Origin of the sequence: Micromonospora sp. DH14, from assembly GCF_029809455.1 — a bacterium.
In the GTDB taxonomy this organism is placed as follows: domain Bacteria; phylum Actinomycetota; class Actinomycetes; order Mycobacteriales; family Micromonosporaceae; genus Micromonospora; species Micromonospora parva.
Genome location: NZ_JARVKT010000051.1, coordinates 1 through 22,284, shown reverse-complemented (window position 1 = coordinate 22,284; position 22,284 = coordinate 1). Strand labels below are relative to the sequence as shown.

Below are 22,284 nucleotides of genomic sequence, written 5' to 3'. Positions count from 1 at the left end.
GGTGGGACGTCGTTACTTGGTCATCGTGGTGCCGGTGGAGCGCAGGTGCTCGCACGCCTCGACGACCCGGGCGGCCAGGCCGGCCTCGGCGGCCTTGCCCCAGGCGCGCGGGTCGTACTGCTTCTTGTTGCCGACCTCGCCGTCGATCTTCAGCACGCCGTCGTAGTTGCGGAGCATGTGGTCCGCGACCGGGCGGGTGAAGGCGTACTGGGTGTCGGTGTCGATGTTCATCTTCACCACGCCGTAGTCCAGCGCCTCGCGGATCTCGCTGAGCAGGGAGCCCGAGCCGCCGTGGAAGACCAGGCTGAGCGGCTTGTCCTTGCCGTACTTGGCGCCGACGGCGTCCTGGATCTGCTTGAGGATCTCCGGACGGAGCTTGACGTTGCCCGGCTTGTAGACGCCGTGCACGTTGCCGAAGGTCAGCGCCGCCATGTAGCGGCCCTTCTCGCCGAGGCCGAGAGCCTCGACCATGGCCAGGCCGTCCTCGGTGGTGGTGTAGAGCTTGTCGTTGATGGCGTTCTCGACGCCGTCCTCCTCGCCACCGACGACGCCGACCTCGATCTCAAGGACGATCTTGGCCTTGGCGGCCTCGTCGAGCAGCTGGGCGGCGATCTCCAGGTTCTCCGCGACCGGCACGGCCGAGCCGTCCCACATGTGCGACTGGTAGAGCGGCTGCTCGCCGCGCTTCACCCGCTCCTGCGAGATGCCCATCAGCGGACGGACGAACCCGTCCAGCTTGTCCTTCGGGCAGTGGTCGGTGTGCAGGGCGATGTTGACCGAGTACTTCTTGGCCACCTCGTGCGCGTACGCGGCGAACGCGACGGCACCGGTGACCATGTCCTTGATCGAGGGGCCGGAGAGGTACTCGGCGCCACCGGTGGAGACCTGGATGATGCCGTCGCTCTCCGCGTCGGCGAAGCCCTTGAGCGCCGCGTTCAGCGTCTGGGAGGAGGTCACGTTGATCGCGGGGTACGCGTACCGGCCAGCCTTGGCGCGGTCCAGCATCTCCGCGTAAGCCTCGGGGGAAGCGATGGGCATGTGATGCGCTCCTTACTTACCACTCTCGGCCGTGCTGGCCGCTGTTCTTCATTTGTGCGCCGGACCGCGCTGTCCTCCGCCGGAAGTATCCCGTAGGTGAGGTGCGCCGGAACAACCGACCCGGGTGCTAGCCGTTCACCGGCGGCCCGGGTTGTCCGGCACGATGACGCTGATCAACCAGGTCACCACTGTCATCACGATGGCTCCCCAGAACGCCGCCCAGAATCCGTCCACCTGGAACGGCAGGTCCAGCCCGCGGGCGATCCGGTCGGTGAGCAGGAACAGCAACGCGTTGACCACCAGCGCGAACAGGCCCAGGGTCAGCAGGTAGAACACGCAGCCGACAACCCGGATGATCGGCTTGAGCACCGCGTTGATCACACCGAAGATCAGCGCCACCACGATCAGGGTGAGGGCGGTGTTGCCACCCGATCGGGCGTGCACGTCCACCCCGGGCACGATCAGCGTGGTTATCCACAACGCGACAGCGGTGATCGCCAGTCTGATGAGGAAGCCCACGGCACCATCCTGGCATCGGGTCACGTCACCGAGGGCTGATTCGGCCTACTCCGCTTCCGGGCGGTACGCCCGGACAGCCCGTACGGTGGGTGGGAACCGTGCCCCGAGACCCCCGGGAGGGACGATGGGTCAGCCCGATGAGGACTTCACCCCCGGCGACCACCTCGCAGCCGACGAACGCGACCCGGAGGCCGATCCGGCGGACGCGGTCGAGCAGGCCACCGTCGCCGGCCCCGCCGACACCGACGGTGAGCCGCACCGCGGCCTGGAGGTCGACGACTGGGACGCGATGGAGCAGGCCCGGGTGGTCACCGGGGACGAGGACGATTACCGCTGATCCCGCCACCGGGACGGCTGCCCGTTGCGCCAGAGCGTGCTCAACCGTTCGGGCCATTCGACAAATATCGATCCCACAGGGTTACCGGAGGAGCTGACGGCTCCCTAGGTTGGACGGGCGCCACAGGCATCCCCACGGGAGGACCTCCATGCTCAAGCACTGGCTCCGCTGGCTGACCGGGCTCGGCGCCGCCGGCGCGTTGGTCGCTGCCGCACCCGCCCCCGCCGTCGCCGCGGCCCCGATCGCGCCCTACTTCCAGGACACCACACTGGCCGTCGGTTCGGAGCCGGCCATCCGCGCCCTGCTCCTGTACGCCAACGAGCCGACGACCCTGTCCAAGGTCTCCGTACGGTACGAATACCGCTCCCTGGCCAACAAGATCACCGTCGTCTCCGAGGACGACGGCCAGCGCTGCACCGCCCCGGAGCCGGGCGTTCTCGTCTGCGAGGAGCCCTTCGACGTCGTCCTCCACGAGGAGCCGCCGCTCGGCAGCGGGACCTACCGCAACGGGCTCAAGCGGGTGCGCATCGGCCTCACCGAGGATGCGCAGCCCGGTGACTCCGGGGACGTCGTGGTCAGTTTCCAGGCGGCCGGCGGGCGCAGCGGCAGCTACACCTCGCGCGTCCGGGTCGGCGAGGGCGTCGACCTTGCCGGCGGGCCGTTCACCACCGCCTCGGCCAAGCCGGATGGGAAGTTCTCGGTGCCGCTGGTCGTGGCCAACGCCGGCGACCGGACGGTCGAGGGGTTCGTCGCGGTCTTCGACCTCGCCTACTCGATCCGGACCACTAACCGGTTCAGCAACTGCCGCTACGCCGACGACCACCTGGTCTCCTGTCAGTTCGACGAGGAGATCCCGGTGGGCACCGGGCTGGCCGCCACGCTGAACCTCGAACTCGCCAGGGACACCTACGCCCCCACCAACCAGTCCGGCTACGCCCAGTTCCTGACAGTGGCCGACTTCGAGGACCTGACCAAGGTGCGGAAAGCAGTCGGCGCACGGGCGGCCACCCCCGGCAGCGGCCCGAAACTGACCCTGGCCAAGGCACCCGGCGCCACCCGGCAGGCCGACCAGACCGACGTCAACCCGGGCAACGACTACACCGGGTGGACCATCAAGGCCACCGGCACGAACGGCACCGACCTCGCGGCGATCGGGGCCGCGCTCAAGGGCACGGCCGGCACCGTCGTCACGGCAACCGTCGGCTTCCGGAACAACGGCCCGGCGACGCTCGACAACGTGAGCGAGGAGTACGAAGCCGCCACCCACACCGACGTCGAGCTGCCGCCGGGCACCTCCGCCGTCGAGGTCCCCAAGAACTGCTGGTTGCGGCAGGACAGCACCCGCACGTACCTGTGCGCGTCGGAGATGCTCCTGGTGGCCGGGAAGACCTACACCATGGCGTTCCGGCTGCGCATCGACAAGGTCATCCCCAACGCCCGGGGCGCGGTACGGGTCAACGCGCCGTGCGAATGCCCCGCCGGTGGCGGCTTCAAGGCCGACATCAAACCGGCCAACGACAAGGCCACCATCGTGGTCAACGCGGCCCAGAGCGGCGGCGGTCAGGACGACGGCGATGGCGGCGATGGCGGCGGCGGTTCGCTGCCCATCACCGGCACACCCACCAACCTGATCGCCGGCCTCGGCGTCCTGCTGCTCGTCACCGGTGCGGGCAGCTGCCTGATCGCCCGCCGCCGAAGCAGCCGCTTCGTCGCCTGATCCAATCCGCTCGCCCGACCGGCACCCCGCCGTCCGTACCTGGCCGGCGGGGTGCCGTCGCCGTCATCGGACGGGGTTGACTTGCTCCGGGTGCTGGGCCACCCACTGCGCCAACCGGTCCTCGGCCAGCGCGGCGAGAAACGCCTTGCCCAGCTTCGGGTCCAGCGGCAGCAGCGTACGGTCATCCACCGGCTCGCCGACCGGGAGACTGAGCCCCACCGGGTCGACGCTGTCCATCTCGGGTAGCACCGCCACCAGCCTGGTCAGCGGCAGGCCGTCGTCGTCGACCGCCAGACCCTTACCGGGGGCCGACAGCAGCCCGGCGAGCCGCACCGGGTTGCTCAGCACGTCCTTCGCGGACACCGCCCGGATCAGACCGGCCACGTATCGCTGGGCGTTACGGTCCCGGTCGAACGCGCCGTCGGGCAGGTCCCGCCGCTGCCGCAGCAGGTCGACCGAGGCAGCGCCGTCGAGCCGCTGACAGCCGGCCGGGAAGGTCCGACGGGTGTGCCAGGACCTGACCTCCTTCGGCAGGCAGACCTGCACCCCGTCGACCGCGTCGGTGATCCGGCGCAGCCCCGCGAAGGTCAGCACCGCACCGGCGTCGACGCGTACCCCGGTCAGGTCGGCGACCACCCGGCGGGTCAGGTCGTAGCCGGCGTCCAGGTCGGGCCGGGGCTCGCCGGCACCGGTGAAGAACGCGCTGTTGAGCTTGTCGACCCCCCGGCCAGGGATCGACACCCCCAGGTCGCGCGGCAACGAGATGAGGTACGGCCGGCTCCGGTCGGCCGGGATGTGCACCAGCAGGACGGAGTCCGCCAACCGGTACGACGGTTGCTCACCGAAGCCGTCGACCCCGAGCAGCAGGACGTTCAGCGCCTCGGACGGTGTGCCAGCCGGTTGACCGGACAACGACGGGCCGTCGACCGGCCGGTCGGGGCGCAGTTGCGGCACCCCGACTCCGAGCGCGGCGAGCAGGGCGAGCGTGACACCGGCGGCCTGGAACCGCTGCCGGCGGCGACGGCGGGTGGCCGCCACCCGGTCGATCGCCGCCCGCAGTGGGCCGGTCGACGGGGTCAACGGTTCGTGCCGAACGAACGCGGCACGCAGGTCATCCTCGATCATGGTCACGCCTCCACGTACTCGGCCCGGAGCGTCGCCAGGGCCCGGGAGATGGACGAACGAACGGTCCCGACGGCACAGCCGAGAATGTCGGCGATCTCGATGTCGGGCAGGTCCTCGTAGTAGCGCAGCACCAGAGCGGCCCGCTGCCGCCGGGGCAGCCGGGACAGCCAGGACCAGATCTGATCCCGGTCCACGGCGGACTGGGCATGGTCGGTGAGCGCCGGCAGCGACGCGTCGGGCTCCCCGCGCAACAGCACCCGGCGGACCCACGAGCCGCGCCGCCAGTCGACGTACTGGTTGGTGAGCATCCGGCGTACGTACCGCTCCGGCGAGTCCGCGCGGGCGACCCGACGCCAGTTGAGCTGGACCCGGACCATGGTTTCCTGAACCAGGTCCTGGGCCTGGTGCGGGTCACCGGTCAGCATCACCGCATACCGCAGCAGCGGGGCCAGCCGCGTGTCCGCGAACTCCTCGTACGTCACTGCACCTCCCGGGGGCTCCTGTCACAGATGACGGGAGCGGACCGACCGAACATTGCGGTGACTCTGATCAACCTTTTGGCTCGTCTTACGCAATGGGCGGCTCCACGGGGTGCAGTGAGCCTTAGCGATTCCTTAAGATCCGCAGGCTCCACCTGATCCCCCACTGGAGGAACCCCCTCATGCTCACCCACTCCACCCGGCGTTGGCTCGCCGGGCTGGGCGTCGCAGGCGCGTTCGTCGCCGCCTCCGCCAGCCCGGCTGTCGCCGCACCGCCAGCCTCCGCCGCATCGGCAGAGAATCTCGACCTGTACGCCAACAACGTGATCGTCGCGCCCGGCGGCATCGAGAAGTGGGTCACCCTCTTCTCGCTCGTCACGGAGCGGCAGCCCGGCAATTACACGATCAAGGTGGACCGGAGCAAGGTTGACGGTTTCGCCGACGTCGAGGACAGCGGGGAAAACTGCACCGAGTCCGGCGCGATCCTGACGTGCAAGGTCGAGGACCAGGACGACGACGGCTCGTACCTGAACTTCGTCTCCCTCGTCGTTCGCGCGAAGGCCGACGCCAAGCCCGACCAGAAGGGCGAGCTGAATTTCACTGTCACGCCGGACGACAACTCCGGATCGGCCTCCTACAGCTCGACAGTGGAAACCGGCGAGGGCGTCGACCTCAGCACCAACGAGATCCTGGAGCTCAAGGGCGCGCCCGGCGCCACGTTGAAGGCCCCGTTCCAGGTGACGAACCGGGGCGAGGTGCCCGCGAAGGGCGCGGTTCTCTACGTCGTCGGCGCGGACGGTCTTCAGCCGTCGAAGCGCTACGAGAACTGCGAGTACACCGAGGGCCCGCTGCACGACTTCGCGTTCGCCTGCCGCTTCGACGCCACCATCGGTAAGAACAGCAGCTTCCGCCTCGACGACAGCTTCGGGTTCACCGTGCCCGCCGACAGTTGGGCACCGAACAACTTCGGCGGGTTCTCCACCTGGTTCACGCCTGCTGACTGGGACGAGTACCGGTCCGAGGCCGAGCTTCCGGCCAAGATCGGGCCGAACGGCACCGAGGGTGAGCTGAAGCTCGAGCCGGCCGCGGGCCTGCGCTCCCGGCAGACCGACGTCAACCCGTTCGACAACTCGACCTGGGTCGACCTTCAGGTGACCGGCGACCAGCGGGCCGATGTGGTCGCGCGCGGCGCGACGGTGACCGGTGACGTCGGCGCCACCGTCGCGCTCACTGTCGGTTACGTCAACAACGGGCCGGCGGCCGTCAACACGGGTGGCACCGAGTCGCCCTGGATCGGCACCACTGTCACCCTGCCGAAGGGTGTCACCGCCGTCCGCGCTTCGGAGAACTGCTTCGACTCCGAGGACGACGAGTGGCAGCCGGGCAAGCCCGGAGCCCGGGTCTACCGGTGCTTCACGGACGGCTCGATCAAGAAGGGCCAGAAGGTCGACTACGAGTTCCAGGTGCGGATCGACCAGGCCGGCGGCCAGGCCGGTGAGGTCAAGCTGCGCACCGGGCACGAGGAGAAAGAGATCAAGGACCTGAACCCGGCCAACGACGTCGCCAAGATCCTGGTGAACGCGGCCGGCGGCACGGGCGGTGGCGACGGCGACGGCGACGGCGGCTCGCTGCCGATCACCGGCCAGTCCACCGGCCTCATCGCCGGCCTCGGCGCGCTGCTGCTCGCCGCCGGCGTCGGCGGCTACCTGGTGGCCAAGCGCCGCCGGACCCGCTTCGTCGCCTGATCCACCCCGCGGCACCGGTGCCCCGTCGACCACCACGGTCGGCGGGGCACCGTCGTTGCACCCCACGACGCCGGGACGCTGCCGTTGCACCCCACGACGCCGGGACGCTGCCGTTGGGCCGGACGGCGCGGGCGGGTGGTGAGGGGCCGGTCCGGCGCGGCCGGGGCCCCGGGCTTCGGTACCCTTTGTGGCCGTGGACACAGCTGAGAAGACCCGCGCTCTCGTGGAGAGCGTCGCCCTGAACCCGCTCGATCCCAAGGATCTGTTGCAGACCTTCGGGCTGATCGGCGTGTGGGTGATCCTCTTCGCCGAGACCGGCCTGCTGGTGGGCTTCTTCTTCCCGGGTGACTCGCTGCTGTTCCTCGCCGGGGTCGCCTCGTCACCGGTCGCGGACGCGATCTTCGGCGACGGCACCCGCCTCTCCCTTGCCGGCCTGCTGATCGGTGGCCCGATCTGCGCGATCGTCGGCGCCCAGCTGGGGCACTGGCTCGGCGCGCGGTACGGCCGGCCGATGTTCGAACGGCCGAACTCGCGGCTCTTCAAGAAGGAGTACGTGGAGAAGGCCGAGTACTACTTCGAAAAGTTCGGCCCGGCGAAGGCGGTGGTGCTGGCGCGCTTCATTCCGATCGTCCGGACGTTCCTCAACCCGGTCGCGGGCGCGCTCGGCATGCCGGCCAAGAAGTTCCTGCTGTGGAACATCGTCGGCGCGGTGCTCTGGGTGGACGGCATCCTGCTGATCGGCTACCTGCTGGCCGAGCAGATCTACCAGGCCATCGGCGACAAGATCGACCACTACATCCTGCCGGTGGTCGCCCTGATCATCCTGATCTCGGTGCTGCCGATCTTCTTCGAGTTCCTTCGCGACCGGCGGGCTCGCAAGCGCGGCGAGGCGGTCGCGATGGTCGCGGCGGCAAGTGCCGCCGGAGCGGTGGAGGCGGCCCGCGAGGCGTTCGACCACGACCGGCACCCGCACGGCCAGCAGCGCCCGGAGCACGGTCAGGACCGTTGAGGGGTACGACGACGGCCGGCCCCCTGGCGAGGGGGTCGGCCGTCAGCGTGTCGAACCCGGCCTCCGGCGGTGCGACCGGGGACGAGCAGGTGTCAACCACCGGTGGCGCCACCCCTGGCTCGCCACCGGACGCCGCCCCGGCTCGGGACGGCGTGTGATGCCTACGTCAGCGAGCCTTCTTGGTGGCTCGCTTACGCGGCGGGGTCAGCAGGTCGGCGATCGTCGCGATCGCACTCGGGACCAGGCTGTAGTACGCCCAGACACCGCGCTTCTCCCGCTGCAACAAGCCGGCCTCGGTGAGGATACGCAGGTGATGACTGACCGTCGGCTGGGAGAGGCCGAGCGGTGCGGTCAGGTCACAGACGCACGCCTCGCCCTCGGGGGCCGACTGGATCAGGCTGAGCAGCCGCAACCGAGCAGGGTCAGCAAGGGCCTTGAGGACCCCGGCCAGACGCTCGGCATCGGCACGTTCGATCGGCTCGCCGTTTAGCGGCGAGATCTGAGGCATAGTCATTTCGGCCAACGCAGTTCCCACGTATTCCATCCTTCCACCAGCAGCATCGATCCGCCTGCATATCAGCAGATCCGAATCGGCAGACTTTTACGCCACAAGGCCGAGGTCAGCCAACGTATAGGCCGCCCGGTACGGCAATCCGGCGGCTCGCACCGCGTCGCCGGCGCCTCGATCAACAATAACCACCACACCCACGACTTCCGCCCCGGCCTCGCGAAGCGCCTCGACAGCGGTCAAAACACTTCCGCCCGTCGTGGAGGTGTCCTCCACCGCCAACACGCGGCGGCCGGCCACGTCGGGCCCCTCGATCCGCCGCTGAAGACCGTGGGCCTTGCCCGCCTTGCGCACCACAAAGGCGTCCAGGGCCCGGCCGGTCGGAGCGGCGGCGTGCAGCATCGAGAGGGCGACCGGGTCCGCACCAAGGGTGAGGCCCCCGACCGCGTCGAACTCCCAGTCGGCGGTGAGGTCCAGCAACACCCGGCCGACCAGAGGAGCGGCCCGGTGATGGAGCGTGACGCGCCGCAGATCCACGTACCAGTCTGCCTCGCGCCCCGACGAGAGCACGACCCGGCCATGGACCACAGCCAGGTCGGTAATGAATTTACGCAGGTCGTCGTGGTCCCCCATGGCGATAGAGGTTACTGCGCAACTCTGAACGCCGTGTGCGGGGTCCACCCTGATCAGCCCCGGGGGGAACCGATGACTGGCGATGTTCGACTACGCTCAGCGACTGGTCCGACAGCGGCGCGCCAACGCCGTACCACCGCCGGCTCGGGGCCGACGGGCCCGTCGAAGCTCAGCGCTCGTCGCGACCGATCCGGCCGCGGGTGTCCCGGGCGACCGCCTGGAGCAGTCGGCGCGGCGCGTGTCGCATACCGGCGACGACCACCTTGTACTTCCACGCCGGGATGCTGACCATCTTGCCTTTGCGCAGGTCACGCAGGGCTTCGTCGACCACATCCTCGGCTCGCAGCCACAGCCACTCCGGCGTCTTGGACATGTTGATGCCGGCCCGCTGGTGGAATTCCGTGCGGGTGTAGCCGGGGCAGAGAGCCATCACCTGAACGCCGAACGGCCGCGTCGACTGGCCGACGGACTCGCTGAAGTTGGTCACCCACGCCTTGCTGGCCGAGTAGGTCGAGCCGGGCATGGCCGTACCGAAACCGGCGACCGAAGAGACATTTATCACTGCCCCATTTCGTCGTTCGGTCATCGGTCGCACTGCCGCGAGGGTCAACCGCATGACCGCGTGCACGTTGAGGCGCAACAGTCGTGCCTCGTCCTCGGCCGTGGAACGCAGGAACGGTTTGTTCAGACTGATGCCCGCATTGTTGACCAGCAGGTGCACCGGGCTGCCCTCGGCGAGCCGCCGCTCCACCGTCGCGCATCCGTCGTCGGTGGACAGATCCGCCGGGATCGTCTCCACCTCGCGGCCGTACGCGGAACCCAACTCGGTGGCCAGCTCGGTCAACCGCGCCTCGTCGCGGGCAACCAGCACCAGGTGCCAGCCGTCGGCGGCCAGTCGCCGGGTGAACGCCGCGCCGATGCCGGCGGTGGCCCCGGTGATCAGGGCTCGGCGCTCGGCGGTGGTGGGGTCGAGCGTCACGTAACGGTCCTCACCTGGGCGGGAACGGGGGCGCGGGCTGGTGCGGGGCGGGCGTGAACGTGGGCGGTGCGGTTGGCGTGGCCGAGCGGTGGCGGCCGAACCAGTTGTGCGCGGCGGGCAGCGCCAGCAGCGTAGCTACTACAAGGTAACCGAGCCCCTGTGCGACGGAAAGCCCGGCGTTGAGCGGAATCCACCAGGACGGGTACGAGTCGCCGAAAAGGCCCAGCAACTCGGCGAGAGCCTGCTCGCCCGAGCCCAGTCGCAGTGGCGCGGCCCGTTCGCCGACGACCACCGCCACGCTGCAACAGCCGGCGAGCAGGCCGAGCCCGCTGACCACCCAGGTCGCCACCCGCACGCCGTTGCGACCGGCCAGCAGCCCGAGGGCCAGGCCGGCGAGCAGCGGCGCGGAGAGCACCGCCACCACCGCCGACAGCACCATGGAGGCGCGGAGCAGGGTCACCACGTCGTCGATCTGCTCCGGGCTCGCCGACGTGTTGCCGGCGGCGGAACGGAACGCGTCGACCGTCGCGCCCAGCACCACCAGGTCGACCACGGCGTGCGCGAGCGCGGCGACCGCCATCACCAACAGCACGGACGCGGCCGACAGGACGGCGGCGGGCCGGCGGGCCGGTGGCGAATCCGGGTACGACACGACGAATCCCTCCGGTAGGCGTCGGGTTGCAACCTACTCGGAGGGATCGTCGGCGTCGTGCTTATCGAGCCGTCAGCTCGTCGACGGCGGGGTCGACCCGGGCCGGTCCGTGGGCGGCGTGTCGTCCGGCCGGTCCGTGGGCGGCGTCGCATCCGGCCGGTCCGCTGCCGGCGGCGGGTAGCTCGGCTCCCCACTCGACGGATAGCCCGGCTCGCCGGAGGCCTGCGGGTAGCCGGGCTGACCCGTTGCCTGCGGGTAGCCCGGGTAGCTGGCACCCGGGGTTGGCGGCTCCCAGGCCGCGGTGGGCTTGCGGAAGAACTCGTTCGCCTTCGGCAGCGCCAGCAGGATCAGCGCGGTGAGCAGCGCGATCAGGCTGAGCACGCTGAGCAGGAGGCTGACCGGGGTGGCCCAGGAGGGCAGGGCCTCCTCCAGGCGGCGCTGGATCTCCTCGGGGCTGGGCCCGTCGCCGCCGGTCCCGCCACCGGCGCCGAGACCGCCGGCCGCGTTGCTGAGCAGGCCACCGCCGACGCAGCAGACCATGATGCCGCCGACGATCCAGGTGGTGATCCGGGCGCCGTTGCGGCCCTGGTTGTTGAAGAGGGCCAGCACGCCCAACACGACCGCGAGCAGCAGCAGCACGACGCTGCCGCCGATGCCGATCACGGCGAAGACGTCGGCCACCTGGTCGGCGCCCTCGGCGGTGCTGTCCGCATACGCGTCACGAATCGCGTCCCGCGTCTTGCCGAAGGTGCTGAGCGTGATGATCAGGCTGATCACCTGGAGTGCCAGGAACAGGAAGAGCAGGTAGCTGGAAATCGACACAATGGATGGCCGCTGACGGGCCGGTGTGCGCTGGGAATCGACCACGATTCTCCTTCCCTAAGATCGCGCCCACACCGTATCGACAACCGGCCAGTTCGGCATGTCGCGACGAGCCGGGCGCGCCCACCCGGTCCAGCTCAGCGAAGCTCAGGTGTGGGGTGGATCGTCAGGTCGGCGGGATCGAGCAAATTACCGCGGGAAACCCGCCAGCCCTCTTCGCCGTACGCCTCGAAGGAGAGCCGCGCGGCGCCACCGGACTGGTAGTCGTGGTAGCGCATGGTGCCGGTCGACGGGAGCTCGGTCTCTCCGGTGGCGGTGTACCGCGCCTGCCCGGTCTCGGCCCAGGTGAAGCGCCGCCCGCCGAGTTCGATGGTCGGGGCGCCCGGTGTGACGGTGGCGCCCGGTTGGGTCGTCCAGAAAACCAGCTCGAGTTCGGGGCCGTTCTCCACGGAGAGCCGGTGGCGGGTGCCGGAGCCGTCGTCGAGCAGGTGTTGCACCCAGCTCCAGTCGCCCTCGACCAGGCGGATCGTGGCGCTCACCGCGTACTCCTGCTCGCGGATCCGCACGCGGTCGCCGGGGGCCAGGCGGAGCGGGCCACCGCGCGGCGGCTGTGCCGGGCCACCTGCTGACCGGCCGGACGGTGGCAGGCCACCGGGCCGGGTTGTCCGGCGGGCCCGCGCGACGAACAGGAGCACGATCACCACGAGTACGGCAAGCGCCGCCGCCAGGTACGTCACCAGCGCGTTCACCCGACTACCTCCCCAGGTTCGTCGGCGCAGACGGTAACAACCTTCGGCACCAGCGGGACCCGTACCGTGACCGACAGCTCAGCTACCGACGGCACCGGTGGCGCCGCCTGGTGCGCATGGCTCAGGCTGCGGCGAGCCGCCGGCTGGCGTAGGCGCCCAGGGTTTCGCGGTCCATCACGCAGCCGACGAAGGTGGTGAACTCGCTCGGGTCGTCCCGCAGCGACGTCCAGGCCGCTCGGGCCGCCGCCGGGTCGACGCGCTCCAGCAGCGTGGCCGCGTACGCCCGGCCGGCGGGTGTGCCGCTGGCAAGCACCCGGTCGAGTTGGCGGCGGACCTCCTCGGGGTGGTCGTCGAGGGCCGCCGACACCCGCTCGTACGCCTCGGTCACCGGCAACAACGTGCCGGCGATACCGACCCCACCAAAGGCGAGGGTGTCAGCCGTGACCAACGTGTCGGCGGCCGACTCCAGTTCGCGCTCCCACTTCTTGCCGATACCAAACATGCCCCCACCTTTTCCCCGCCCAGCCCACGTTGACCCCGTTGATCATGAAGTTATTGTCCCGACACGCCGAGCTGTCGGGCAACAACTTCATGATCAACGTCGATGGGTCGCGTGTCAGGCGGCGGTTACCTCGAGGGTTCCGGCTTCGGGGGTGCGGTCGACCTTTACCGTTTCGCCGTCGCGGATCTGGCCGGACAGGAGCGCCTTCGCCAGCTGGTCGCCGATCGCGCTCTGCACCAGGCGGCGCAGCGGACGGGCGCCGTAGATCGGGTCGTAGCCGTGCTCGGCCAGCCAGTCCCGGGCGGCATCGGTGACCTCCAGGCCCAACCTGCGGTCGGCCAACCGCCGCCGCATCCGGTCCAACTGGATGTCGACGATGGAGCGCAGGTCGTCCCCGCGCAGCGAGGCGAAGACCACGATGTCGTCCAGCCGGTTGAGGAACTCCGGCTTGAAGTGCGACCGGACCACGGCCAGCACACCCTCCCGGCGCTGCTCGTCGGCGAGCGTCAGATCGCTGATCACCGACGATCCGAGGTTGGACGTGAGGATCAGGATCGCGTTGCGGAAGTCGACAGTGCGGCCCTGGCCGTCGGTGAGCCGCCCGTCGTCGAGCACCTGGAGCAGCACGTCGAAGACGTCCGGGTGGGCCTTCTCCACCTCGTCCAGCAGCACCACCGAGTACGGCCGTCGGCGTACCGCCTCGGTGAGCTGACCACCTTCGTTGTAGCCGACGTAGCCAGGCGGCGCACCCACCAGGCGCGCGACCGAGTGCTTCTCGCCGTACTCGCTCATGTCGATGCGGACCATCGCCCGCTCGTCGTCGAAGAGGAACTCGGCGAGGGCCTTGGCCAGCTCCGTCTTGCCGACGCCGGTGGGGCCGAGGAAGAGGAAGCTGCCGGTCGGGCGATCGGGGTCGGCGATGCCGGCCCGGGCACGGCGTACCGCGTCGGAGACCGCGCCGACCGCTTCGCCCTGGCCGACCACCCGGCCACCCAGCGACTCCTCCATCCGCAGCAGCTTGGCCGTCTCACCCTCCAGCAGGCGGCCGGCGGGGATGCCGGTCCAGGAGGCGACCACAGCGGCGATGTCGTCCGCGCCGACCTCCTCCTTGAGCATCGCGCCGTCGGCCTGGAGCTGGGCCAGCTCCTCCTCGGCCTGCTTCAGCTCGACCTTCAGGGCGGGGATCCGGCCGTAGCGCAGCTCGGCCGCGCGTTCCAACTCGCCGTCCCGCTCGGCCCGCTCGGCCTCACCGCCGAGGCGTTCCAGCTCCTCCTTGGCGGTGGAGAGCTTGGTGATGTGGCTCTTCTCCGTCTGCCAGCGCTCGGAGAGCACTGTGAGCTGCTCGCGCTTGTCGGCCAGCTCCTTGCGCAGTCGCTCCAACCGCTCGGCGGAGGCGGCGTCCGGCTCCTTGGCCAGGGCCATCTCCTCGATCTCCAGCCGGCGGACCGCCCGCTCGATCTCGTCCACCTCGACCGGCCGGGAGTCGATCTCCATCCGGAGCCGGGACGCGGACTCGTCGACCAGGTCGATCGCCTTGTCGGGCAGGAACCGGTCGGTGATGTAGCGGTCGGACAGGGTCGCGGCGGCGACCAGCGCGGCGTCGGTGATCCGTACGCCGTGGTGCACCTCGTAGCGCTCCTTGAGCCCGCGCAGGATGCCGATGGTGTCCTCGATGGTCGGCTCACCGACCAGCACCGGCTGGAAGCGGCGCTCCAGGGCCGGGTCCTTCTCGATGTGCTCGCGGTACTCGTCAAGCGTGGTCGCGCCCACCATCCGCAGCTCACCACGGGCCAGCATCGGCTTGAGCATGTTGCCGGCGTCCATCGAGCCCTCGCCCTTGCCGGCGCCGACGACTGTGTGCAGCTCGTCGAGGAACGTGATGACCTGCCCGTTGGAATTCTTGATCTCCTCCAGGACGGACTTCAGCCGCTCCTCGAACTGACCGCGGTACTGCGCGCCGGCGACCATCGCGCCGAGATCCAGCGAGATCAGCTTCTTGTCGCGCAGCGACTCGGGCACGTCGCCGGTGACGATCCGCTGGGCCAGGCCCTCGACGATCGCGGTCTTGCCGACGCCGGGCTCGCCGATCAGCACCGGGTTGTTCTTGGTACGTCGGGAGAGCACCTGGATGACCCGACGGATCTCGGAGTCCCGCCCGATGACCGGGTCGATCTTGCCGTCCCGGGCGCTGGCGGTGAGGTCGACGCCGTACTTGGTCAGGGCCTGGTAGGTCTGTTCGGGGTCGGCTGTGGTGACCCGACGGTCCCCACCGCGAACGGTCGGGAAGGCGGCGACCAGGGCCTCCTCGGTGGCGCCGACCGTCTTCAGCGCGCCGGACACGGCCCCGCCCACCCGGGCCAGGCCGGCGAGCAGGTGCTCGGTGGAGGTGTACTCGTCGCCCAACGGCCGGGCGATCTGCTCGGCGGCGCCGATGGCGTTGACGAACTCCCGAGCCAACGTCGGCTCGGCGATGCTGGAGCCTCGGGCGGCCGGCAGGTTGTCGACCGAGCGCTGGGCGGTCTGGCGCAGCTCGGTCGGGTCGGCCCCGACGGCGCGCAGCAGACCGGTGGCTGTCGAACCGTCGGTGTCCAGGAGTGACAGGAGCAGGTGCCAGGGTTCCACGGTGGCGTGACCACGCTGGTTGGCCAGCGCGACGGCGCCCGTGATGGTTTCCCGGCTCTTGGTGGTGAGTCTTTCGGTGTTCATGGGCTCCCCCGGATCGGCGTTGTCCACTGGATTGGACACAACCAGAGTTGAGCGTATTCCGCTCAACCTTAGCGCGTGACGCCCATCACTCCCGGCGCCGCCACCGCCAGTCGAACTCGCCGGCCGCCGGCGGCGGGCCGGGCAGCGGGTCCGCGTCCGGCACCGCCGACAGGCCGGCCAGCAGGACCGCGAGCTGCCGGCGGCGCAGTTGGCGGGTCCGCTCCGGATCGGGTACGCGCACCGCGGCGCACGCCTCCAACAGCAACCCCAGATCCTGGACGACCGCGTCGGGGCGCAACCGTCCACTGGCGCGCGCCCGGTCGACCAGGGCGCTGGCCAGCTCACCGGCGCGCACCGCGTCCCGCCCCATCTCCTCGGTCGGGGTGAAGGTGCCGGCCAGGTGGACGGTGAGCGAGTGCACGTCGGCGTCGACGATCCGGCCGAGGAAGCCGGTGAACGCGGCCCAGTCGTCCGGCTGGGCGAGGGCGGTCTCGGCCTCTGCGACGTACCGGCGCAGCCCGTCGTGGCAGAGCTGACGCAGCAGGTCCTCCTTGCCCGCGTACCGCCGGTAGAGCGCGCTGATGCCGACGCCAGCGCGGTCGGCGACGGCGGCGATCGGAGCCTTCGGGTCGTCGAGGAAGACGGCGCGGGCGGCTTCGAGGATGACCTCGTCGTTGCGGGCGGCCTGGGCGCGGCGGCCGCCCAGCGTCTTGCCGGAAGTCGATGACATGCCGTCAGCCTAACAGTGGAACGGATCGTTCCGCTCTGCTACTGTGAATGCAGAACGAAACATTCCGTTCCGAAGGAGTTCCGGCATGAGCGACACCGCGATCCGCCCGTTCCGCGTCGAGATCCCGCAGACCGCCCTCGACGACCTGGCCGCCCGGCTGGGCCGCACCACCTGGCCCGCCGAGCTGCCCGGCGCGGGCGACTCCTACGGGATGGGCACCGAGCGGGTCCGCGCCCTCGTCGACAGGTGGCGGGGTGAGTTCGACTGGCGCGCCGTCGAGGCCCGCCTGAACGCCCACCCGCAGTTCGTCACCGAGATCGACGGCGAGCAGATCCACTTCCTGCACGTCCGCTCGTCCCGGCCGGACGCCACCGCGCTGGTGCTCACCCACGGCTGGCCCGGATCGGTGCTGGAATACCTCGAGGTGATCGCCCCGCTCACCGAGCCCACCGACCCGGACGCGCCGGCCTTCCACGTGGTCATCCCGTCGCTGCCCGGCTTCGGCTTCTCCGGCCCGACCCGCAGCGCCGGCTGGAACCGGTTCCGCATCGCCCGCGCCTGGGCCGAGCTGATGAACCGCCTGGGGTACGACAGCTACGGCGCGGTCGGCAACGACGCCGGTTCGATGATCGCGCCGGAGCTGGGCCGGGTCGATCCGAAGCGGGTGCTCGGCGTACACGTCACCCAGCTCTTCTCGTTCCCCTCCGGCGACCCGGCCGAGTTCGCCGGGCTCTCCGAGGCGGACCAGGCGGCGCTCGGGCACCTCCAGTGGTTCTACGAGAACAAGTTCTCCTTCAACCAGGTGCACAGTCAGCAGCCGCAGACTCTGGCGTTCGGGCTGGCCGACTCACCGGTGGGGCTGCTCGCCTGGAACGCCCAGCTCTTCGACGAGAGCCTGGATGCCGACTTCATCCTGGCCAACGTGGCGCTCTACTGGTTCACCGGCACCGCCGCCTCGGCGATCCGGCTCTACTGGGAGGACGCGCACGCCGGCGAACCGCCGGCCGGGCCGACCACCGCTCCGACCGCGCTGGCCATGTTCCCCGGCGACTTCCAGTCCATCCGCCGCTTCGCCGAACGGGACCACGCGACCATCGTCCGGTGGACGGCGTACGGGACCGACGTCGCCGGTCGGGGTGACGTCGGCGGCCACTACGCGGCCCACCAGGCCACCGAGGTGCTGGTCACCGACATCAGCGAGTTCTTCGCCAGCCTCCGCCGACCGAATTGATCGACTCGATTGGCTGAGGGTCGGGGTGTCCGGGCTGTCCGGACACCCCGACATCGTGAAGACCGAGTCGATCACCCACGGTTGGGCCTGCTCCCTCCAAGATCTGTCTTCTGTTCACGAAGCGGTAGCCTGGGTGAGTGCGAGTACGTGTCGAGCAGACCGCCTTACCCGGGATCGGGGTACGTCACGATCTGGTGACGGAGTCCGGACGCCGCCTGGGCGTTGTCTCCCACCGCAATGGCCGCCGTGATCTCGTCCTCTACGACCCCGACGACCCCGACGCCTGTCAGTCGGACATTCCGCTGACCGACGACGAGGCCGAGGCACTGGCCGACATTCTCGGTGCGTCGCTGATGCTCGGTCAGCTCTCCGGGCTCCGCGAGCAGGCCGCCGGTCTGCTCACCGAGCAGATCGCCATCACGGCCGGGTCGCCGTATGTCAACCGGAAGCTCGGCGACACCAAGGCGCGTACCCGCACCAGCGCCTCCATCGTGGCAGTGCTGCGCGAAGGCGAAGTGATCGTTTCGCCACTCCCCTCCTTCCGCTTCGCGGCCGGCGACGTGGTGGTCGTTGTCGGGACCCGCAGGGGTCTCGACGGCGTGTCCGCCATCCTCGCCGACAGTGACCCGGACGGCTGAGGCGGATGCACGATTTCACCACGCTGCTCATCGAAGTCGGTGCGCTGCTGCTGCTGCTTGGGCTCCTCAGCCGGCTCAGCCGGCGCTTCGGCCTCTCTCCCATCCCCCTCTACCTGCTCGCCGGGCTGGCGTTCGGGCACGGCGGGCTGCTGCCGCTCGACGCCAGCGAGGAGTTCTTCGCCGTTGGCGCCGAGATCGGCGTCATCCTGCTGCTGGTGATGCTCGGCCTGGAATACTCGGCCAACGAACTCGTCGGCAACCTGCGCTCGGCAGCGCCGGCTGGGCTGATCGACGGCGTCCTCAACGCGCTGCCCGGCGCGGGGTTCGCCCTGCTGCTCGGCTGGGACTGGGTCGCCGCCCTGGTACTCGGCGGCATCACCTGGGTCTCCTCCTCCGGCGTGATCGCCAAGGTCCTCGCCGACCTGGGCCGGCTCGGTAACCGGGAAACCCCGGTGATCCTCTCGGTCCTCGTCATCGAGGACCTGGCGATGGCCCTCTACCTGCCGCTCGTCACCGCCGTCCTGGCCGGCACCGGCCTGCTCGGCGGCGGGATCGCGCTCACCGTCGCGGTGGGCACCGTCCTGCTCGTGCTGGTCCTCGCCATCCGCTACGGCCACCTCATCTCCTCCGCCCTGTCGGCGAAGGACCCGGAGGCGCTGCTTCTGGGCGTACTCGGTCTGACCCTGCTGATCGCCGGCATCGCCGCGTCGCTCCAGGTGTCGGCGGCGGTCGGCGCGTTCCTGGTCGGCATCGCCCTCTCCGGCCCGGTGGCGCACCACGCCACCGAACTGCTCTCGCCCCTGCGGGACCTGTTCGCCGCGGTGTTCTTCGTCTTCTTCGGCCTGACCACCGACCCGCAGGACATCCCGCCGGTCCTGCTGCCGGCACTCGCCCTGGCCGTGGTCACCATGGGGACGAAGACGCTCACCGGTTACCTCGCCGCCCGCCGCGTCGGTATCGCGGAACCCGGTCGATGGCGGACCGGCCTGGCACTCGTGCCCCGAGGCGAGTTCTCCATCGTCATCGCCGGGCTCGCGGTGGCCGCCGGGAGCGTCGAGCCACGGTTGGCGGCGCTGGCCGCGACGTACGTCCTGATCACCGTGGTGACCGGACCGATTCTGGCCCGACTGCCTGACTTCCCGTGGTTCAAGCGGTGGTTGCGCACCCGGGCGGCGGCCCAGCGGCGGGAGTCGACACCGGTCCCCGACCCACTGCACTGAGCACCACCTGAACCCTGCGGGACGGCCACCGGGAGGGGCGTAAAGCCCCTCCCGCCAACGGTTGCGGAATTGCTCCTCATGGGGGCTACCGCAGCAAAGCGTGGCCGGGTTACCGTTTCGCCGCAGCAGCCAGGGTCCGCAGGCAGCGTTGCCAAACGCGGGCGAGAGCGGAAGGTTGGCCGGTGAGCGTGCAGGAATCGACGTTCCACGGCTTCGCCAACCCCGTCGATCCGACTCCGGCGGAGTTGCGAGCTTGGGCGTACAAGCCCGATTCGGTGCCGTTGGCCTCGATGCCACCCGACTGGGACCTGCTGGTCTCCGGCGACCGACTGGTGTTGACGCTCTTCGAGTTAGCGATGGATCCGACCTGCCCGGCCCGGCGTTTCGCGCTGCACTGCCTGTACATCTACGCGGCCGACGGCATCCGGACGAATTTCCGCGCCCACCCGAAGCGCCGTTTCCGCAAGCTCGTCGAACAGGCCGAGCGGGACGGCGACGAGCTGATGAAGATCTGGGCGCACAACGGGCGGGTGCTGTTGGCCCGACCGGATCTCTTCGTCTACCGGGACTGGTGCGAGGGCGGCCTGGTCCGCGAAAACCGCCGCCTCGGCTGAGAGCGGGCTGATCGCCAGCGGTCGGGGCAGCGGGATGTTGGTTCCTGCGCCGCTGTGGAGCTGATGTCGCAAACGATTCACGGGTTGGGGTCCCGGACGTGACAGGTACGGACCACAGCGTGATGTCGTAAACGATTCAGCTCCAAAGGCTCGGTGTAGGACACCCGCCGCTGCGCCCCCGCGGCGAACGGCCCGGGACCTCCGCGCGGAATCCCCGCGCCCCGGCCCGCACTCGACGGCGAACGGGCCGGGACCCCCCGTGGGTCCCGGCCCGCACGTCGGTCACCGGTCAGTCCTGCTTGCGTTCCGGCTCGGCTCGGCCCGGTTCGCCGCCGCGCTCGCCGTCTTCGGCGAACCGGCCCGCGATGATCCGGTCCCGGTAGGTCCCCTCGGTGACCTTGTCGAACTTCTTGCGGACGGTCTCGGCCAGGTCCTCCAACCGGTCCTCCGTCTGCTGGGCCATCTTCTTCGCCGGCTCCGCCATCGCTCCCCCTCGCCATGCCGGTGGGTCCGATTTAAGACGATTGAACCCTTATCGACAGGCTAACCGAAGCGGCCCGGCCCGCGCCGGGAAATCCAGCGCGGTCCGGGCCGGGCAGTCAGCTCCGGGTGAGCGGCAGGTCAGCGATCGGGCGTGCGACGGGGGCGCCACACCACCAGGGCGGTGGAGGTGCGGTTGGTCGGCACCAGATCCCGGCCCGGGAAGCGGGCCAGCGACTCCAGCTCGGCCACCCGGCGGTACGCGGCGTCCAGCTCCGCCTCCAGCCGGGCCACCCGCTGCTGCGCCTGCTCCAGCAGCCGCTCCAGCCCGATGATCCGCTTGACGCCGGCCAGGTTGATCCCGTCGTCCTGACTGAGCCGCTGCACCTCGCGCAGCAGCACCACGTCGCGGACGCTGTAACGACGCCCGCCGCCGGCCGCCCGACCGGGCTGTACCAGCCCCAGTCGGTCGTACTGGCGCAGCGTCTGCGGGTGCATCCCCGCCATCCGCGCCGCCACCGAGATCATCAGCACCTTGGCCTCGTAGGCAGGGTCGCCCGAACCGAGGAACTCGCCCGACATCCCGCTCACCTCCGCGTCCCCTCCACCGGACTAACTGACTCGACGCACCCGTGCGTCGAGATGTTCCCGGGCCGCCGGCGGAGTCTGCTCGGCGAACGACTCCAGCGCCGTGCGCGCCTCGTCGGACAACCGGGCCGGCACCACCACGTCCAACGTCACCAGCAGGTCACCGGCCTGCCCATCACGGCGGACCACACCCTTGCCCCGGGCCCGCAGCACCCGCCCGCTCGGCGTCCCCGGCGGAACCCGCAGGGTCACCGCGCCGTCGAGCGTGGGCACCCGCAGGTCCGTGCCGAGCACGGCCTCCGCGAAGGTCACCGGAACGCTCAGCGTCAGGTCGTCTCCGGTACGCCCGAACAACTCGTCCGGCCGAACCTTGACGTGCACGAAGAGGTCACCGGCCGGACCGCCGCGCTCGCCCGGCTCGCCGCGCCCGGCCAGCCGGATGCGTTGACCGTCGGCCACCCCGGCCGGGAAGCGCACGTTCATGGTGCGGGTCTTGGTGACACCGCCGCTGCCGTGGCACTCCGGGCACTTCTCCTCGACCACGGTGCCGACGCCCTGGCAGTTCCGGCACGGCTCGGAGAAGCTGAACGACCCCTGGTTGCGGGTGGTCACCCCGGCACCATGACAGACCGGACAGGTCTGCGGCTGGGTGCCGGGCTTGGCCCCGTTGCCGTGGCAGGTGTCGCAGACCCCCGGCGCGCGCAGCGTCAGGGGCAGCGTCACCCCGCGCACCGCGTCGCCGAAGTCCAGCGCCACCTCGGTCTCCACGTCCCGACCACGGGCCGGACCGCGGGGCGCGGCCTGCCCACCGGCCTGACCGCCGCTGAAGATCGAGCTGAACAGGTCCTGGAAGCCGGCGCCTCCGAAGCGGCGATCGCCGCCTCCGCCGCCACCAAACATGTCGGAGACGTCGAACGGCATGCCACCCGGCTGGCCACCACCCCGGGCGTTGCGCCGGAACGCGCCCGAGCCGAAGAGCGAGCGCATCTCGTCGTACTCGCGGCGGCGGCCGCTGTCCGACAGCACGTTGTACGCCTCGGACGCGGCCTTGAACCGCTCCTCGGCCTTCGGGTCGCCCGGGTTGTGGTCCGGGTGCGACTCCCGGGCCACCTTGCGGTACGCCTTCTTGATGTCATCCGCGGAGGCGGCCTTGTCCACGCCGAGCACGGCGTAGAAGTCCTTCTCGATCCAGTCCTTCGAACTCACCGGTCCACCTCCTTCCGACCCTGGTGGCCCGGCCGTCCCGCCCACCGCGCAGCGGTG

Annotated in this window: 24 protein-coding genes; 8 read left to right on the top strand and 16 right to left on the bottom strand. The window is 70.3% G+C overall.

Features of this window, described 5'->3' with window-relative positions; translation table 11 throughout:
• Positions 1 to 12 precede the first annotated feature (12 nt).
• Positions 13 to 1,038, bottom strand: a complete 1,026-nt coding sequence (gene fbaA, locus QCZ28_RS33090; protein WP_030332138.1) for a class II fructose-bisphosphate aldolase — start codon at positions 1,036 to 1,038, stop codon at positions 13 to 15.
• A 135-nt stretch (positions 1,039 to 1,173) separates the two neighbouring features.
• Positions 1,174 to 1,557 (bottom strand): phage holin family protein, encoded by a 384-nt coding sequence (locus QCZ28_RS33085; RefSeq protein ID WP_279520303.1) that lies wholly within the window; start codon positions 1,555 to 1,557, stop codon positions 1,174 to 1,176.
• A gap of 124 nt (positions 1,558 to 1,681) precedes the next feature.
• Here QCZ28_RS33085 and QCZ28_RS33080 point away from each other — a divergent pair, with 124 nt between their 5' ends.
• Both QCZ28_RS33080 and QCZ28_RS33075 read left to right on the top strand, forming a co-directional pair.
• Positions 1,682 to 1,894, top strand: coding sequence for a hypothetical protein (locus QCZ28_RS33080; protein ID WP_030332135.1), 213 nt, complete (start codon positions 1,682 to 1,684; stop codon positions 1,892 to 1,894).
• A 148-nt stretch (positions 1,895 to 2,042) separates the two neighbouring features.
• A complete protein-coding gene (locus QCZ28_RS33075; RefSeq protein WP_279520302.1) occupies positions 2,043 to 3,611 on the top strand; it encodes an LPXTG cell wall anchor domain-containing protein in 1,569 nt (522 codons plus the stop codon).
• Between the two features lie 63 nt (positions 3,612 to 3,674).
• On the opposite strand, the gene QCZ28_RS33070 is transcribed toward QCZ28_RS33075, so the two are convergent.
• Both QCZ28_RS33070 and QCZ28_RS33065 read right to left on the bottom strand, forming a co-directional pair.
• Positions 3,675 to 4,736 (bottom strand): LCP family protein, encoded by a 1,062-nt coding sequence (locus QCZ28_RS33070; protein ID WP_279520301.1) that lies wholly within the window; start codon positions 4,734 to 4,736, stop codon positions 3,675 to 3,677.
• Between the two features lie 2 nt (positions 4,737 to 4,738).
• On the bottom strand, positions 4,739 to 5,218 hold the full coding sequence (locus QCZ28_RS33065; RefSeq protein WP_279520300.1) for a SigE family RNA polymerase sigma factor: 480 nt from the start codon (positions 5,216 to 5,218) through the stop codon (positions 4,739 to 4,741).
• Between the two features lie 179 nt (positions 5,219 to 5,397).
• Here QCZ28_RS33065 and QCZ28_RS33060 point away from each other — a divergent pair, with 179 nt between their 5' ends.
• Both QCZ28_RS33060 and QCZ28_RS33055 read left to right on the top strand, forming a co-directional pair.
• A complete protein-coding gene (locus QCZ28_RS33060) occupies positions 5,398 to 6,960 on the top strand; it encodes an LPXTG cell wall anchor domain-containing protein (RefSeq protein WP_279520299.1) in 1,563 nt (520 codons plus the stop codon).
• Positions 6,961 to 7,147: 187 nt separating this feature from the next.
• A complete protein-coding gene (locus QCZ28_RS33055; protein ID WP_279520298.1) occupies positions 7,148 to 7,969 on the top strand; it encodes a DedA family protein in 822 nt (273 codons plus the stop codon).
• 166 nt (positions 7,970 to 8,135) lie between these two features.
• Here QCZ28_RS33055 and QCZ28_RS33050 read toward each other — a convergent pair whose 3' ends face one another.
• The 9 genes from QCZ28_RS33050 to QCZ28_RS33010 form a co-directional block, all read right to left on the bottom strand.
• Positions 8,136 to 8,513: a metalloregulator ArsR/SmtB family transcription factor gene (locus QCZ28_RS33050; protein ID WP_030332125.1), complete on the bottom strand. Its 378-nt coding sequence runs from the start codon at positions 8,511 to 8,513 to the stop codon at positions 8,136 to 8,138.
• Between the two features lie 57 nt (positions 8,514 to 8,570).
• Complete coding sequence (gene pyrE, locus QCZ28_RS33045) at positions 8,571 to 9,110, bottom strand: orotate phosphoribosyltransferase (RefSeq protein ID WP_279520297.1); 540 nt, start codon at positions 9,108 to 9,110, stop codon at positions 8,571 to 8,573.
• A 169-nt stretch (positions 9,111 to 9,279) separates the two neighbouring features.
• Positions 9,280 to 10,089 carry an SDR family oxidoreductase gene (locus tag QCZ28_RS33040; protein WP_279520296.1) on the bottom strand — a complete coding sequence of 270 codons (810 nt, stop codon included), beginning with the start codon at positions 10,087 to 10,089 and terminating at the stop codon, positions 9,280 to 9,282.
• A gap of 10 nt (positions 10,090 to 10,099) precedes the next feature.
• A complete protein-coding gene (locus QCZ28_RS33035) occupies positions 10,100 to 10,741 on the bottom strand; it encodes a hypothetical protein (protein WP_279520295.1) in 642 nt (213 codons plus the stop codon).
• A 72-nt stretch (positions 10,742 to 10,813) separates the two neighbouring features.
• Positions 10,814 to 11,608: a hypothetical protein gene (locus QCZ28_RS33030; RefSeq protein ID WP_279520294.1), complete on the bottom strand. Its 795-nt coding sequence runs from the start codon at positions 11,606 to 11,608 to the stop codon at positions 10,814 to 10,816.
• Positions 11,609 to 11,700: 92 nt separating this feature from the next.
• On the bottom strand, positions 11,701 to 12,312 hold the full coding sequence (locus QCZ28_RS33025; RefSeq protein ID WP_279520293.1) for a DUF4178 domain-containing protein: 612 nt from the start codon (positions 12,310 to 12,312) through the stop codon (positions 11,701 to 11,703).
• Between the two features lie 121 nt (positions 12,313 to 12,433).
• A complete protein-coding gene (locus QCZ28_RS33020; RefSeq protein WP_279520292.1) occupies positions 12,434 to 12,814 on the bottom strand; it encodes a hypothetical protein in 381 nt (126 codons plus the stop codon).
• A gap of 114 nt (positions 12,815 to 12,928) precedes the next feature.
• Positions 12,929 to 15,520 (bottom strand): ATP-dependent chaperone ClpB, encoded by a 2,592-nt coding sequence (gene clpB, locus QCZ28_RS33015; protein ID WP_279520291.1) that lies wholly within the window; start codon positions 15,518 to 15,520, stop codon positions 12,929 to 12,931.
• An 85-nt stretch (positions 15,521 to 15,605) separates the two neighbouring features.
• Positions 15,606 to 16,250, bottom strand: a complete 645-nt coding sequence (locus QCZ28_RS33010; protein ID WP_279520290.1) for a helix-turn-helix domain containing protein — start codon at positions 16,248 to 16,250, stop codon at positions 15,606 to 15,608.
• Positions 16,251 to 16,335: 85 nt separating this feature from the next.
• On the opposite strand from QCZ28_RS33010, the gene QCZ28_RS33005 reads away from it, so the two are divergent.
• The 4 genes from QCZ28_RS33005 (at position 16,336) to QCZ28_RS32990 (ending at position 19,953) form a co-directional block, all read left to right on the top strand.
• Entirely contained in the window at positions 16,336 to 17,481 is a 1,146-nt protein-coding gene (locus tag QCZ28_RS33005) for an epoxide hydrolase (RefSeq protein ID WP_279520289.1), read from the top strand.
• Between the two features lie 137 nt (positions 17,482 to 17,618).
• Positions 17,619 to 18,119, top strand: coding sequence for a TrkA C-terminal domain-containing protein (locus QCZ28_RS33000; RefSeq protein WP_030332098.1), 501 nt, complete (start codon positions 17,619 to 17,621; stop codon positions 18,117 to 18,119).
• A 5-nt stretch (positions 18,120 to 18,124) separates the two neighbouring features.
• Positions 18,125 to 19,339 (top strand): cation:proton antiporter, encoded by a 1,215-nt coding sequence (locus tag QCZ28_RS32995; protein ID WP_279520288.1) that lies wholly within the window; start codon positions 18,125 to 18,127, stop codon positions 19,337 to 19,339.
• 182 nt (positions 19,340 to 19,521) lie between these two features.
• The gene (locus QCZ28_RS32990) at positions 19,522 to 19,953 is read left to right on the top strand and encodes a hypothetical protein (protein ID WP_030332093.1); all 432 of its coding nucleotides are present in this window, start codon (positions 19,522 to 19,524) and stop codon (positions 19,951 to 19,953) included.
• A gap of 289 nt (positions 19,954 to 20,242) precedes the next feature.
• On the opposite strand, the gene QCZ28_RS32985 is transcribed toward QCZ28_RS32990, so the two are convergent.
• From QCZ28_RS32985 to dnaJ, 3 genes are all read right to left on the bottom strand, one after another.
• Positions 20,243 to 20,437: a hypothetical protein gene (locus QCZ28_RS32985; RefSeq protein ID WP_279520287.1), complete on the bottom strand. Its 195-nt coding sequence runs from the start codon at positions 20,435 to 20,437 to the stop codon at positions 20,243 to 20,245.
• 137 nt (positions 20,438 to 20,574) lie between these two features.
• Complete coding sequence (locus tag QCZ28_RS32980; RefSeq protein WP_030332087.1) at positions 20,575 to 21,015, bottom strand: helix-turn-helix transcriptional regulator; 441 nt, start codon at positions 21,013 to 21,015, stop codon at positions 20,575 to 20,577.
• Between the two features lie 30 nt (positions 21,016 to 21,045).
• Entirely contained in the window at positions 21,046 to 22,227 is a 1,182-nt protein-coding gene (dnaJ, locus tag QCZ28_RS32975) for a molecular chaperone DnaJ (protein WP_279520286.1), read from the bottom strand.
• Positions 22,228 to 22,284 lie beyond the last annotated feature (57 nt).

Excerpts from the sequence above, each read along its gene's own strand:
- QCZ28_RS33005 (WP_279520289.1), top strand. The coding sequence starts at position 16,336 with ATGAGCGACACCGCGATCCGCCCGTTCCGCGTCGAGATCCCGCAGACC.
- QCZ28_RS33050 (WP_030332125.1), bottom strand. The coding sequence starts at position 8,513 with ATGGAATACGTGGGAACTGCGTTGGCCGAAATGACTATGCCTCAGATC.
- QCZ28_RS32980 (WP_030332087.1), bottom strand. The coding sequence starts at position 21,015 with ATGTCGGGCGAGTTCCTCGGTTCGGGCGACCCTGCCTACGAGGCCAAG.
- QCZ28_RS33010 (WP_279520290.1), bottom strand. The coding sequence starts at position 16,250 with ATGTCATCGACTTCCGGCAAGACGCTGGGCGGCCGCCGCGCCCAGGCC.
- QCZ28_RS33070 (WP_279520301.1), bottom strand. The coding sequence starts at position 4,736 with ATGATCGAGGATGACCTGCGTGCCGCGTTCGTTCGGCACGAACCGTTG.
- clpB (WP_279520291.1), bottom strand. The coding sequence starts at position 15,520 with ATGAACACCGAAAGACTCACCACCAAGAGCCGGGAAACCATCACGGGC.
- QCZ28_RS33080 (WP_030332135.1), top strand. The coding sequence starts at position 1,682 with ATGGGTCAGCCCGATGAGGACTTCACCCCCGGCGACCACCTCGCAGCC.
- QCZ28_RS32985 (WP_279520287.1), bottom strand. The coding sequence starts at position 20,437 with ATGGCGGAGCCGGCGAAGAAGATGGCCCAGCAGACGGAGGACCGGTTG.
- fbaA (WP_030332138.1), bottom strand. The coding sequence starts at position 1,038 with ATGCCCATCGCTTCCCCCGAGGCTTACGCGGAGATGCTGGACCGCGCC.
- QCZ28_RS33075 (WP_279520302.1), top strand. The coding sequence starts at position 2,043 with ATGCTCAAGCACTGGCTCCGCTGGCTGACCGGGCTCGGCGCCGCCGGC.
- QCZ28_RS33060 (WP_279520299.1), top strand. The coding sequence starts at position 5,398 with ATGCTCACCCACTCCACCCGGCGTTGGCTCGCCGGGCTGGGCGTCGCA.
- pyrE (WP_279520297.1), bottom strand. The coding sequence starts at position 9,110 with ATGGGGGACCACGACGACCTGCGTAAATTCATTACCGACCTGGCTGTG.
- QCZ28_RS32995 (WP_279520288.1), top strand. The coding sequence starts at position 18,125 with ATGCACGATTTCACCACGCTGCTCATCGAAGTCGGTGCGCTGCTGCTG.
- QCZ28_RS33020 (WP_279520292.1), bottom strand. The coding sequence starts at position 12,814 with ATGTTTGGTATCGGCAAGAAGTGGGAGCGCGAACTGGAGTCGGCCGCC.